This is a genomic window from Enterococcus sp. DIV1067f (genome assembly GCF_050543505.1).
In the GTDB taxonomy this organism is placed as follows: Bacteria; Bacillota; Bacilli; order Lactobacillales; family Enterococcaceae; genus Enterococcus_D; species Enterococcus_D entomosocium.
Genome location: NZ_CP172940.1, coordinates 3007706 through 3020585, shown reverse-complemented (window position 1 = coordinate 3020585; position 12880 = coordinate 3007706). Strand labels below are relative to the sequence as shown.

General features: G+C 44.8%; 11 protein-coding genes. 6 read left to right on the top strand and 5 right to left on the bottom strand.

Going from position 1 to position 12880, the window contains the following annotated elements; genetic code table 11:
- Window positions 1-4 precede the first annotated feature (4 nt).
- From aspS to IGJ42_RS13860, 3 genes are all read left to right on the top strand, one after another.
- Window positions 5-1780: an aspartate--tRNA ligase gene (gene aspS, locus IGJ42_RS13870; RefSeq protein ID WP_008379543.1), complete on the top strand. Its 1776-nt coding sequence runs from the start codon at window positions 5-7 to the stop codon at window positions 1778-1780.
- A 156-nt stretch (window positions 1781-1936) separates the two neighbouring features.
- Window positions 1937-2812, top strand: coding sequence for a YitT family protein (locus IGJ42_RS13865; protein ID WP_005233887.1), 876 nt, complete (start codon window positions 1937-1939; stop codon window positions 2810-2812).
- Window positions 2813-3010: 198 nt separating this feature from the next.
- Window positions 3011-4879, top strand: coding sequence for an acyltransferase family protein (locus IGJ42_RS13860; RefSeq protein ID WP_430615754.1), 1869 nt, complete (start codon window positions 3011-3013; stop codon window positions 4877-4879).
- A gap of 78 nt (window positions 4880-4957) precedes the next feature.
- Here the strand turns inward: IGJ42_RS13860 and dhaL are convergent, their stop codons facing one another.
- From dhaL to IGJ42_RS13840, 4 genes are all read right to left on the bottom strand, one after another.
- Window positions 4958-5563 (bottom strand): dihydroxyacetone kinase subunit DhaL, encoded by a 606-nt coding sequence (dhaL, locus tag IGJ42_RS13855; protein ID WP_005233893.1) that lies wholly within the window; start codon window positions 5561-5563, stop codon window positions 4958-4960.
- Between the two features lie 14 nt (window positions 5564-5577).
- Entirely contained in the window at window positions 5578-6561 is a 984-nt protein-coding gene (gene dhaK / locus IGJ42_RS13850) for a dihydroxyacetone kinase subunit DhaK (protein ID WP_061053301.1), read from the bottom strand.
- On the bottom strand, window positions 6558-6962 hold the full coding sequence (dhaM, locus tag IGJ42_RS13845) for a dihydroxyacetone kinase phosphoryl donor subunit DhaM (RefSeq protein ID WP_005228160.1): 405 nt from the start codon (window positions 6960-6962) through the stop codon (window positions 6558-6560). Before dhaM ends, dhaK begins: the two co-directional genes overlap by 4 nt.
- 204 nt (window positions 6963-7166) lie before the next feature.
- On the bottom strand, window positions 7167-9491 hold the full coding sequence (locus IGJ42_RS13840) for an HAD-IC family P-type ATPase (RefSeq protein WP_034872141.1): 2325 nt from the start codon (window positions 9489-9491) through the stop codon (window positions 7167-7169).
- A gap of 259 nt (window positions 9492-9750) precedes the next feature.
- Here IGJ42_RS13840 and queG point away from each other — a divergent pair, with 259 nt between their 5' ends.
- The gene (gene queG / locus IGJ42_RS13835) at window positions 9751-10926 is read left to right on the top strand and encodes a tRNA epoxyqueuosine(34) reductase QueG (RefSeq protein WP_087664601.1); all 1176 of its coding nucleotides are present in this window, start codon (window positions 9751-9753) and stop codon (window positions 10924-10926) included.
- A 38-nt stretch (window positions 10927-10964) separates the two neighbouring features.
- Here queG and IGJ42_RS13830 read toward each other — a convergent pair whose 3' ends face one another.
- A complete protein-coding gene (locus IGJ42_RS13830) occupies window positions 10965-11321 on the bottom strand; it encodes a hypothetical protein (protein ID WP_087664602.1) in 357 nt (118 codons plus the stop codon).
- A gap of 164 nt (window positions 11322-11485) precedes the next feature.
- On the opposite strand from IGJ42_RS13830, the gene IGJ42_RS13825 reads away from it, so the two are divergent.
- Both IGJ42_RS13825 and IGJ42_RS13820 read left to right on the top strand, forming a co-directional pair.
- Window positions 11486-12361 carry an SPFH domain-containing protein gene (locus IGJ42_RS13825; protein ID WP_008379560.1) on the top strand — a complete coding sequence of 292 codons (876 nt, stop codon included), beginning with the start codon at window positions 11486-11488 and terminating at the stop codon, window positions 12359-12361.
- Window positions 12362-12364: 3 nt separating this feature from the next.
- Window positions 12365-12862: an LURP-one-related/scramblase family protein gene (locus IGJ42_RS13820; protein ID WP_005233908.1), complete on the top strand. Its 498-nt coding sequence runs from the start codon at window positions 12365-12367 to the stop codon at window positions 12860-12862.
- The last annotated feature ends 18 nt before the right edge of the window (window positions 12863-12880 follow it).

Sequence of the window (12880 nt, the reverse complement as noted above, 5' to 3'; positions counted from 1 at the left end):
AAGAATGACAAAACGTACAGTATATTGCGGGTTAGTAAATGAGACCCATTTAAACCAGACAGTGACACTAAAAGGCTGGGTGCAAAAGCGCCGTGACTTAGGTGGCGTGATTTTTATTGACTTACGCGACCGGGAAGGGATCGTGCAAATCGTCTTCAATCCTGAGGTTTCGAAAGAAGCCTGGGAAATCGCGGACAAATGCCGCAGCGAATATGTATTAGAAGTAACGGGTCAAGTCATCAATCGTGCACCAGAAGCCATCAATCCGAAAATGGTGACAGGTGCCTATGAAGTGATGATCAGCGAAATCACGATTTTAAACACTGCAAAAACACCAGCCTTTTTGATTGAAGATGATCAAACCGTTGGCGACGAGATTCGCATGAAATACCGTTATTTAGACTTGCGTCGTCCAAAAATGACGAACAACATCGTGATGCGGGCGAAAACGACGCAAGTGATCCGCAATTTCTTAGACACGAACGAGTTCTTGGATATCGAAACACCTTATCTAGGAAAATCAACACCAGAGGGCGCGCGGGATTATTTGGTTCCTTCACGGATCTATCCAGGTCATTTCTATGCGTTGCCGCAATCACCACAAATTTTTAAACAGTTATTGATGGGCGCCGGCTTCGATCGCTACTATCAAATCGTACGTTGCTTCCGTGACGAAGATTTGCGGGGCGACCGTCAACCAGAATTTACCCAAGTCGATATCGAAACCTCTTTCTTGACGGCAGAAGAAATCCAAACCTATACGGAAGAGCTATTGGCAAAAGTGATGCGAGAAGTCAAAGGCATCGAAGTTACCTTGCCATTCCCACGGATGACCTATGATGAGGCAATGGGACGCTACGGCAGTGACAAACCAGATACACGGTTTGACATGGAGCTTATCGACTTATCAGAAGTTGTGAAAGACGTTGATTTTAAAGTCTTCCAAATGGCTCTTGAAAAAGGCGGCGTTGTGAAAGTCTTGAATGCCAAAGGGGCTGCAGACAAATACTCAAGAAAAGACATGGACAATCTAGGCCATTACGCTGGCCAATTTGGTGCCAAAGGATTGGCATGGGTCAAAGTTGAAGAAGATGGATTGAAAGGACCTATCGCTAAATTCTTGACGGAAGCAACCGACGCGATTATTGCAGCAGCCAATGCGGAAGTTGGCGATATTCTGATGTTTGGTGCCGATTCCTTTGAGATCGTTTCAGCGACGTTAGGTGCGATCCGTAATAAATTAGGAAAAGAATTAGGCTTGATCGACGAGAGCAAATTCAACTTCCTATGGGTTACTGACTGGCCGCAATTTGAATACGATGAAGAAGCAGGTCGCTATGTTTCTGCTCACCATCCGTTCACATTGCCAAAAGAAAGCGATCTGCCGTTGTTAACGACAGACCCTTCAAAAGTCTATGCGCAAGCTTACGATATCGTGCTAAACGGTTACGAGCTAGGTGGCGGATCATTGCGTATCCATACACGGGAAGTGCAAGAGCAAATGTTTGAAGCGCTAGGCTTCTCACGTCGCGAGATGCAAAATCAATTTGGCTTCTTATTGGATGCTTTGGATTATGGTTTCCCACCACATGGCGGCATCGCCCTTGGGTTAGACCGATTAGTCATGCTCTTGGCTGGTGAAGAAAACATTCGCGAAGTCATTGCCTTCCCTAAAAATGGGAAAGCGGCTGATCCAATGTCACAAGCGCCAAGTACCGTTTCGCCAATGCAACTGTTTGACTTGAGCATTGATGTAACAACGGTTGAAGAAAACGAATAAGCGTTAAACCCATGATGAAATGAGTGATGAAATAGAAATTGGTGAATGAATGAAAAAAGTTCATGAGAATTCACCCATTTCTTTCATTGCTCGTTTCTTTTTTTATGTGCTGAAGTATAATAAAGGCAAATCAAAAAAGTGAGGCTATGAAATGCAATGACTCCTCTGTTTAAATGGCTCCCTCATCCGGAATATGCCAACAAACTTTCATTCTCGATCGTGTACGCACTGCTGGCATCGATTGCGGTCAATTTTTTCTATCAGCCGGGCAATATTTATTCCAGCGGCATTACCGGTGTCGCTCAGATCATTACTACGATCTCAAGAGAATGGATCGGGTTTTATATCCCCTTATCCCTTGCGCTATTATTGTTGAATGTGCCATTATTTTTTCTTGGCTGGTTTAAGATCGGCCACAAATTTACGATCTTTACTGGAATCACTGTTTTATTGACATCCTTATTCGTGCAAATTTTGCCAGAAGAAACCGTCACGACGGACCCGATGATCTGTGCGATTTTCGGTGGTGCCATCAATGGAGTGGGGATCGGCTATGCCTTGAAGAATGGTCTTTCTTCCGGAGGGCTGGATTTTGTCAGCATTGCCATCCGCAAACGGACAGGGAAGACGATCGGCTCGATATCGATTTTCTTTAACATTGTTATTTTGTTCGCCGCCGGAATCTTGTTTGGCTGGCAATATGCGTTGTATAGTGCAATCGCGATTTTTGTCAGTGGAAAAGTGACGGATGCGGTCTTTACGAAGCAAAAGAAAATGCAGGTGACGATCATCACTCGCAACCCAGAAGAAGTCATTCAAACGATCCAAAAACATATGCGGCGAGGCATTACCATCATCAATGAAGCCGAAGGAGCCTACAAGCATGACAAACAAACGGTTTTGCTGACGGTAGTCACACGCTTTGAACTGCCGATGCTGCGCAGTGCTATGAAAGAAGCCGATCCAAAAGCCTTTGTTAGTATTGCGGAAAATGTCCAGATTTTGGGTCGGTTTTATGAAGAAGAACTGTAAAAAAGGAGTTGAAAAAAGTATTTCTTTATAGAAGTACTTTTTTTTCGCCAAAAATTAATTTTTTTGAAATATAGCAGATGTTGCTAGCTTTATATGGGGGATTTCTGGTAAATTATGAGAGTATGGAATCAATAGCGTTCATGCTGAAATTGTTTTTTTATGAAACAATTGGATCAATTAGAGAAAAGTGGTTGAAAAATGAATAAACGTTTAAGCACAAGCCGCTATATTACCGGGTTTGACGGCATTCGAACCTTGGCAGTCATCGGCGTTATTTTATATCATTTACTACCTACTCATATGCGAGGCGGGTATTTAGGAGTTCCAGTATTCTTTGTCATATCAGGTTATTTAATCACTGACTTGCTGAGGCAAGAGTGGGATCAAAACGGCAAAATCAAAGTCAAAGATTTTTATGTTCGGCGGATGAAACGGCTCTATCCAGGAATGGTGGTGATGCTGCTTATCTCAGCAGCGTATATCACTTTGTTCCAGCGAAACCTGCTGAATAATTTGCGCGGGGTTTTTGTTAGCTCGCTGCTGTATTACAACAACTGGTGGCAGATCAATCATGGGTTATCCTATTTTGATCGGTTCGGCAATGAATCCCCCTTTACCCATCTGTGGTCACTGGCTGTGGAGGGACAGAACTATCTGATTTGGCCTTTAGTGTTTATTTTGTTGATGAAAATCGGCAAGCAGAGGCATCGCGCCTTTAAATTTACTGCCGCAGTCACGATTTTATCGGCAATTCTGTTAGCGGTCCTTTACACACCAGGCGCTGATCCGACACGGGTCTATTATGGAACAGATACGCGGCTCTTTTCGATCTGGATGGGGAGTGCCTTAGCATTCATTTGGCCAAGTACCCACTTGAAGAAAGAGATACCGCAAAAAGCCAAACGGGTCTTAAATATCTCTGGTTTTGCTTCCTTGGCTGGTCTGATCGCAGCGTTCTTTTTCTTAGATGATCATTTGACCTTTGTCTATTATGGCGGCATGTTCTTGATCAGTATCCTATGTACGATTCTTGTGGCAGTCACCGCTCATCCCGGAGCCAGTTTGAATCGTGTATTGAGTAATCCGATTTTCAGTTATATCGGCAAGCGCAGTTATGGGATCTATTTGTATCAATTTCCAGTGATGATTTTTTACGAAGCAAAAGTGGGAAATATCGGTGAGAACGTGCTGATGCACACGTTAGTGGAACTATTCTTGATCTTGTTTATCAGTGAATTGTCCTATCGGTTTATCGAAAACCCAATGCGTAAATTCCAGTACAAAGATACATTCAGAACGGTCCGCGGTTGGTTCAGTAAACCAATTTTTAGTTGGAAAAAACCGTGGTTAGTGCCCAGCTTACTCATTACCCTCGTTGCTTTGTTTGGCGTCGTGACTGCACCGACGAATTATGTCGATGCCCAGCAGCAGCAGTTGAAAGACAACATTGCGGCCAATAAAAAAGCGGCAGAGCAATCGCAAAAGAACGCGAATGCTGAAGGAAATGAAGCGGATGATGAGGCGAACACGAGTGAAGATGAAAAAAATATCATGGAAAAGTATGATTTAACAGCAGCCCAAGTGAAAAAAGCGGAATCTCTTGAAATCACGGCTTTTGGTGATTCTGTGATGCTGGATGCAACGGCTGACTTGAAAGAAGTCTTTACCCAAGCGGTAGTTGATGGGGATGTTGGGCGCCAGCTGTATGCGAGCCCTGAATTGATCAAAGACTTGAAAGAAAAAAATCTTTTGCGGGATACCGTCCTTGTGGGGCTAGGGACGAATGGTTCCTTTACAGAAGCCCAATTTGACAGCTTTATGAACGAGATCGGTGATCGCAAAGTCTACTGGATCAATGTACGGGTACCGACACAGCGTTGGCAAAATGAAGTCAATCGGATGTTGGAGCGCATGGCGGAAAAATACGACAATATGACCTTGATCGATTGGTATGATTTGAGTAATGACCAAGAGTCCTGGTTCTATGAAGATCGGGTCCATCCAAATCCAGATGGCATGGATCAATACGTGAAGCTAGTTGCCCAAACGATTTTACAAGATGAATAAACAAGAAAAAGACAAACCTTATGCAATCATAAGGTTTGTCTTTTGTCTTAAACGGTATTTTGTAAGAGCATCGTTTTTTTAATCCTTTTCTATCACCGTTAACAAAGACTCAAATAAAATCGCACTAGAAGCCGATCCGGGATCGATATGACCGATGGCACGTTCACCAACATAAGAGGCACGGCCTTTTTTAGCCACTAGTTCTTTGGTATGCTCTTTCGCTGCTTCGATCGTGTCTTTGGTCAATTCACCTTTTTTCAAGGCTTCTGCGACAGGTTGCCACACATCGACCATCGTTTTGTCTTCAAACTCAGCTTTTCCCCGCATTTTGATGCCGGTCAAGCCTTCTTCAACGATCGTACCTAATTGTTCAAAGGAGTCGATTGTTTCTAGTTCCTTCGTTGCTTTGGTCATATTCATAAACGCCGAACCATAAAGGGGACCCGAAGCTCCGCCGACTTTTGAGATCATTGCCATCGAGAAGACTTTAAAGGTATCACTGATCGTCGTTGGCTGTTGTTTGGCATAAGCTTCTTGATAAGCGGCTACGCCGCGTGCCATATTGTTGCCATGGTCACCGTCGCCGATCGGTGTATCTAAATCGCTTAAATAGGCCTTGTTTGCTTCGATTTCTTTCGTGAAGGTATCTAACCATGCTTGCACCGTTTCTGTTGTCAATTGCATCTCTATTCGCTCCTTTACCAGGCTATTGTTGTGACGGCTTCATTTAACGCATCGGTGTGATCCGTTTCGCTGAAGTCGATCAAGGTCAGTGAAAGTCCCTGCATATCGATGGAAGTCATGAAATTGCCGACTTTATGGAAGGAGACAGGGATGTCTTTTTCTGCGAGTAATTTCGCGACATCATTGGCAAAAACGAATAACTCCATTTGCGGCGTACCACCCATACCGTTGATCAAGACACCGACTTTTTCTGGGGTCTTTTCATAATCCGCCAAGATTTTTTCCACCAACTCTTTTGCTAGTTCACGTGAGGGTTTCAGTTTTTCTCGACGGTAACCAGGTTCGCCGTGGATACCCACGCCATACTCGATCTCATCATCGGCTAAGTCAAAACCTGGTTTCCCAACTTCAGGAACTGTTGCCGCTTTTAATGCGACCCCAATGGTTTTGATCGATGCAACCAAGGCATCGCCCAGTGTTTTTAATTCACTTAAGCTGGCACCACTACGTGCAGCTGCGCCTAAAATCTTGTGGACTAAGACCGTACCGGCAACTCCTCGTTTCCCAGCAGTATAGGTGCTATTTTCAACAGCGATATCATCATCAACGACCACGATCTCCGTTGTGATCTCTTCCATTTCTGCCATATCTTTGGCCATCTCAAAGTTCAAGATATCGCCAGTATAGTTTTTGACGATCAACAAGACGCCTTGTCCTTGATCAGAATCTTGGATAGCCGTCAAAATCTGGTCGGGGGTCGGGGAGGTGAAGACATCGCCTAAAACGGCGGCGCTAAGCATCCCATCACCGACAAAGCCAGCATGGGCCGGCTCATGTCCGCTCCCACCGCCAGAAACAAGACCGACTTGTTCTTTTTGATTATTCTTAGCGATCACCCGTGAGTCGGCGACTTGATGGACCAGTTCAGGATAACTGCCTACGATACCAGCCAACATTTCTTCTACGATCATTGAGGGATCATTAATGATTTTTTTCATGCTTCATGCCATCCTTTCTCGGCTGCTTTTTTTGCTTCTGCAACGATTTGCGCCAAATCATCACTAAAACCAGCGGTGATTGCTGCAGCAAAGGCACCTTCCACCAGCGGCGCGTCGATCAGGTGATAGCGTTCTTGTTGCTGAGGTTCCAGCATGTCGTAAGCAAGTTCGGCATTCAAAACGGCACTGCCTAGATCGGCAAAGACTAAGATCAGTTCAGCATCTGCGGATTCGTTGACGGCATCCACGATTTTCGTGGCGTCAGAACCCAGCTCTCCTTCTGCTGTCCCGCCTAAAGAATAGATCGTGACTGACTCGCCATCAGCCATTTCTTCGATCATCTGTTTTAATCCTTCGGTGAGTTGCTGACTGTGAGAAACGAGTAAAATACTTTTTTTCATCCAATTTCACCAACACTTTCTGATTAAATTTGGCTGTTTGACAAGGGGGTTGCCTTTTCCAAAGAAACACCGTCCTTGTTGAAACCGCCTACAGGTTCAGTATACCAAATTTCTTTCTTCTTGTATGGTTGCACCTATGGAGAGGACAAAAAAACAGCATCGTCTTTCTGGACAAAGCAAGAAAGAGCGATGCTGCAAAATCAATTAGGATTGTTTAACGAGCACTTTGGCTGAAAAGCGCTTCGTTAGGAAAGAAAGCCCCACGTACAGGCAGATGTTCAATGCCATCATGCCAAGGAAGTAAGGCAATGTTACGGCGGTCAAGAAACCGACTTCCAGCAATCCGTGGAAAAGCATTGCTGCGACATAGATCCCCACGGTAGTGGTAATCGCTAAGAACAATCGCAATGGATTTAATGGCAAGCAAGCGCGAATCACAGCGATACAGCTGATCCCGATCAACAAATAGTACAACAAGGTCGTCGTATCAAATTGCGACCAACCGTAGTCGGTTTGTAAAAAGCGGATCGCAAAGTAATTGACTAACACCAACAAGGCATTTGGCAACGCATTGAGCAAGACTGTCGGCAAGTAACGACCTTTGATCGGTGCTTTGTTTTCTTCAAAGGAAAGGAAGAAAGATGGATAACCTTCAATTGCTAAGTCGATCAATGTGATTTGGATCGGCAAGAACGGAAAGGCGCTGGATGTCAGGATACAAACCAATGAGAGCAAGAAGCTGTAAATCGTCTTGATAAAGAAGATTCCCGACGCTTTGGTCACGTTATTGACGACGCGGCGTCCTTCAAATAAAACATCTGGCAACGTAGTAAAGTCAGAATCCAATAAGACAAAGTTAGCGATTTGACGAGCCGCACTGTCGCCAGCAGCCATTGCAATGCTGACGTCGGCTTCCCGTAGTGCCAACACATCGTTGACGCCATCACCCGTCATGGCAACGGTCCGTTGATTGGCTTTTAATTCTTGAACGAGTAGTTTCTTTTGTTCAGGAGTCACACGACCAAAGACCGTATAGCGTGTCGCAGCTTCTCGGACTTCTGCTTCGGTCGTTAAGGTAGAAAGATCGATGGCTTGATCGGCATTCGCTAGGCCTGCACGATGGGCGATCGCTGCGACAGCTATTGGATTATCGCCAGAGATCACTTTTAGATCGATGCCTTGATCCGCTAAGTAAGCCAAGGTTTCTTCTGCGTTTTGGCGGATGATATCGGATAAAATCAAGACAGCCACCGCTTGTGCGTTGGTTGGGTCAAAGGATGTCGGCGTTTTTGGATCAGTTTCTACGGCTAAAATCAACACCCGTAGACCAGCTTCTTGCGCTTCTATGACTTGCGGCAAGGCAGCAGAGCCGGCGACTTTTTCAGGTGCACCAAGATAGACATTTCCTAGATGTTCAAAAGCCACAGCACCCCATTTGCGCTGTGAAGAAAAGGCAGCGACGTCGATCGGCTGATGATCCGTTAGCTCAGGACAGCCTTGACGCAATGCTTGCATCGTCAAATTGTTATCCGTACTGGCTGCCAAATAATTCCCTAAGAGCATGTTAGGGTCGCTGTCGGCTTGGAGAGGAACGATCGATTCGAGAACCATATGGCCTTCCGTCAACGTCCCCGTCTTATCCAGACAAAGGGTATCGACATGCGCTAAGGTTTCAACGGCATACATGTCTTGGACCAAAATCCGTTTTTTGGCCAATTTAATGACACCTGTCGTCAAGGCGATACTGATCAGCAGGACAAGTCCTTTTGGTAACATTCCTAATAAGGCAGCGGCAGAAACGACGACGGATTCCTTGATCCCAGCATCTCGCATCATAAAGGCTTGGAAGAACAAAATCACCCCTAAAGGAACGATTACATAGCTGGTGAATTTGGATACACTACGGATCGAAGCAAGCAGCTCAGAGCGGATCGGTTTGTGGACCTTTGCCTCATTGCTTAGTTTTGCTGCGTAGTTTTCTGCACCGACATGAAGGACTGTTCCTGTCACTTCACCGCTGACGATGAAACTCCCTGAGAGTAAGGAAGCACCTGCTTCTTTGACAACCAGATCGGCTTCACCAGTCAGCATCGCTTCATTGACTTCGACTAGTCCAGAAAGCACCGTCATATCAGCGGGGATTTGGTCCCCAGCACCAAGAATAACTACGTCCTCTAAGACCAATTCTTTGGCTGAAATCTCATGGATTTGGGCATCTCGAATCACTCGTACCGTTTGCGGTGAAACAAGTGAGAGTTTTTTTACTAAATTACGCGCGTGCAATTCTTGGCTGATCCCAATGGTGATATTCACAAAAATAATCGCTAAGTAGAACATGTTGGAATAGGCGCCTACGGCAAATAAAAAAACGCCAATCAATAGATTGAGAAAATTGAATAATGTCAGTAAATTGTCTTTGATGATCGCAGCAGTTGATTTACTGGTTTTTGTTTCATAATCATTGTGCAACCCCTCTTGGGTTTTCTTGGCGACTTCTGCTGCAGTCAAGCCGGTGGGTAATTGAGTCATAAGCATCTCCATTTCATTTGTTCATTTCTTTCTAATTCCTTTATCTAGTCTAGCATTCGAAAAAGGCAATGCAATCGTTGCGAGGAAAATAACGATAAAATTAATTAAAATCTTAAACAATCAACACGTGTTCTTTTAAAGAAAGAAAAAAACTGGGGGAACAAACCGCACCATCGACTTTTTTCAGGTGCTTACGTATAATAGGGGAAGAGAAAAAGCCGAGAAGCAGATGCTTAGCGGACAAAAGAGGGTAGCGAGCATGTCTTTAAAAGAAAAAATTATTGCAGAAAGCAAGCGGCTTGGCATTGACAAAATCGGGTTTGCTTCAGCGGAGCCGTTTTTGGCATTGGAGCCTTCCTTGCGGGAACAAAAAGCCAAAGGTCATACGTCTGGTTTTGAGCATCCCGTGATCGAAGAGCGTATCTATCCTGAACGGACATTTGAAAATCCGCAAACGATCATTGCGATCGCTTTAGCTTATCCGACAAAAATCAAAGAGAAAGTCCCGCGGGATGAAAAACGCGGCATGTTTGCCCGTGCCTCGTGGGGCATCGATTACCATGATATTTTGCGAGAACGATTGGATCGCTTGATCGCCTTTATCAAAGAACAAGCGCAAACGATGGAAGAACAAGTCGAATGGCGTTTCGCACCGCAAGTCGATACAGGGGAATTGGTGGATGTGGCGGCAGCGCAGCGGGCGGGTCTTGGCTTTATCGGTCGTAATGGCTTGCTGATTACGGAAGAATTTGGTTCGTTTGTTTATCTAGGGGAGATCGTCACTAATATCTCTCTTGAACCAGATGAAGAAGTCCCGTTTGGTTGTGGTGATTGCATGCGTTGTGTGACGGCTTGCCCCACCAAAGCGTTATTGGGCGATGGTCGAATGAATGCCCAGCGCTGTTTGTCCTATCAAACCCAGACGAAGGGTATGATGCCAGAAGAGTACCGCAAAAAGATGCATAACGTGATTTACGGCTGCGATATTTGTCAGCTGGTCTGCCCTTATAATCGGGGGAAAGACTTCCATTTTCATCAAGAGATGGAGCCTGAAGTCGATACCGTTTATCCAAAACTGCAACCGATGCTGTCTTTATCAAACAAAGCCTTCAAGGCACAATTTGGCCATCTATCTGGCTCTTGGCGGGGGAAAAAACCGTTGCAGCGTAATGCCATCATCGCCTTAGCCAATGTAGGGGATCGCAGTGCCTTGCCAGCGATTTGGCGCTGTGCGACAGAAGACGTGCGCCCAGTGATTCGAGGAACGGCTTATTGGGCCATTGGCCAGTTGGGCGTCAAAGAACCAGAAATGTGGTTAGAGCGACTGCAACGGTGTGCAGAGTTAGAACCCGAAGAAGAGGCGCTACAAGAATTGCAGCCTGCCATCGAACGATTGCAAGCAGTCATTACCAAAAGGCAAGAAAAAAAGATATAAAAAAGCAAAACGAGCCCGGGGCCGTTTTGCTTTTTTGTTTAATCTAGTACGTCATCACTTTCGACGATTTCTTCTGAATCCAGTTCAAAATCAGGTGCTGGATGCACACGCTCAGGCAGTTCCATTTCTAACTCGCCGTCTTCTGTATACTGATTGTCGGTATCGGCAACGTCAATTAAAATTTCTTCAGGAAGCTCTTGTTCTAACCGATAGCCTTCTGCATGACGCGCATCGAGTAATTCCAAAAGATGTTGCCACTCGTCTTTCGAGATCACTACAACGTCAATGCCGTCTTTGTTTTGTATCTCCACAACAGAGGAAAGATCGGTGCCGACCGTTTTAATGATCGATTCCAACGACCATTTACTCGTTTCTAAGTCAATTTTTTGTGCCATAAGAATTACTCCTTTTTGTGAAAAATTTTGTCCTACCTTAATTGTAACGGGAAAGTTGCAGAAAACAAAATAGCTTGATTGGGAATCGTCGCTGATATGCGCAAGAACATTTGCACAGCGGCTTTAACCAAGGTAAGATAAGAGCAAGAAGGGAAGGAATAAAAATGACAGAAAAACAGACATTTCATGTGAATGGGTATTTAGCACTGGTTGTGCTAATCGGGTTATTAGTTGGCGGCGGTTATTTGTTTTATCATGGGTTCGTAAATGAGAGCGTTCTCGAAATCGTTCTCAGTATTCTTTTATGGATCGTTTCGTTTCTTTTCCTTAGTTCGTTAACGATCGTACAACCCAACCAAGCCAAAGCGATCCTCTTTTTTGGGCAATATTTAGGAACCATTAAAGACAACGGCTTGTTTGTGACAACCCCATTAACCCAAAAAATCAATGTTTCATTGAAAGTTCGCAACTTTAACAGTTCGCTGTTGAAGGTCAATGATTCAGACGGAAACCCGATCGAGATCTCGGCAGTGGTGGTATTTAAAGTTGTAGATACCGCTAAAGCATTGTTTGATGTCGATTATTACCAAGACTTCATTGAGATCCAAAGTGAAACAGCGATTCGTCATATTGCGACGCAATACCCTTATGACACGTTCAATGACGATGATCTGACGTTGCGAGGCAATACAAGTGAAGTCTCGGAGGAGCTGGCAAAAGAATTGCAGGAACGATTAGCTGTTGCTGGGGTCGAAGTCATAGAGACCCGCTTAAATCACCTCGCGTATGCGACTGAGATCGCTAGTGCGATGCTGCAGCGCCAACAAGCTAAAGCAATTTTATCAGCACGGCAAATCATTGTTGAAGGAGCCGTCTCCATGACACAAATGGCGTTAGAACAAATCGAAGACGGACAGGACATCAATTTCACAGATGACCGCAAAGTCCAACTGATCAATAATTTATTGGTGTCGATCATTACCGATAAAGGCACGCAGCCGGTGATCAATACGGGCGATGTCAAAGAGAAAGGAGTGTAGTATTTGAAGAAACTTTACATCAAACAGAAGGTTTTCAGCATCGGCGAAAAATTTACCGTGACCGATGACTTACAAAACCCTCGCTATTATGTCGAAGGCAGTTTTTTTAAGATCCCGAAAAGTTTTACGATCTTCAATGAGCAGCAGCGACCGATCGCGGAGATCACCAAAAAAGTGTTCAGTTTATTACCAAAATTTTTTGTGGAAGTCCACGGCCAAGAAGCGATCGTTTTAGAAAAACATTTCACATTTTTTAAAGCCCGCTATTCCATCAGTGCAGAAGGCATCGATGTGGACGGCAATTGGTGGGATATGGATTTTGTGGTCAACCGCAACGGCAAGCGGATCGCAGAGATCCACAAAAAATGGATCTCTTGGGGCGATACCTATGAAGTCGTGATCTATGAAGAAGATCTAGATGACCTGATCATTGCATTAGTGGTAGCCATCGATCGCGTCAAAGCAGATGATGCCGCAGCATCAAGTTCAGCAAGTAGTTAGAAAAAAAGGAGCGATGTG

Excerpts from the sequence above, each read along its gene's own strand:
- aspS (WP_008379543.1), top strand. The coding sequence starts at position 5 with ATGACAAAACGTACAGTATATTGCGGGTTAGTAAATGAGACCCATTTA.
- IGJ42_RS13865 (WP_005233887.1), top strand. The coding sequence starts at position 1,937 with ATGACTCCTCTGTTTAAATGGCTCCCTCATCCGGAATATGCCAACAAA.
- IGJ42_RS13860 (WP_430615754.1), top strand. The coding sequence starts at position 3,011 with ATGAATAAACGTTTAAGCACAAGCCGCTATATTACCGGGTTTGACGGC.
- dhaL (WP_005233893.1), bottom strand. The coding sequence starts at position 5,563 with ATGCAATTGACAACAGAAACGGTGCAAGCATGGTTAGATACCTTCACG.
- dhaK (WP_061053301.1), bottom strand. The coding sequence starts at position 6,561 with ATGAAAAAAATCATTAATGATCCCTCAATGATCGTAGAAGAAATGTTG.
- dhaM (WP_005228160.1), bottom strand. The coding sequence starts at position 6,962 with ATGAAAAAAAGTATTTTACTCGTTTCTCACAGTCAGCAACTCACCGAA.
- IGJ42_RS13840 (WP_034872141.1), bottom strand. The coding sequence starts at position 9,491 with ATGACTCAATTACCCACCGGCTTGACTGCAGCAGAAGTCGCCAAGAAA.
- queG (WP_087664601.1), top strand. The coding sequence starts at position 9,751 with ATGTCTTTAAAAGAAAAAATTATTGCAGAAAGCAAGCGGCTTGGCATT.
- IGJ42_RS13830 (WP_087664602.1), bottom strand. The coding sequence starts at position 11,321 with ATGGCACAAAAAATTGACTTAGAAACGAGTAAATGGTCGTTGGAATCG.
- IGJ42_RS13825 (WP_008379560.1), top strand. The coding sequence starts at position 11,486 with ATGACAGAAAAACAGACATTTCATGTGAATGGGTATTTAGCACTGGTT.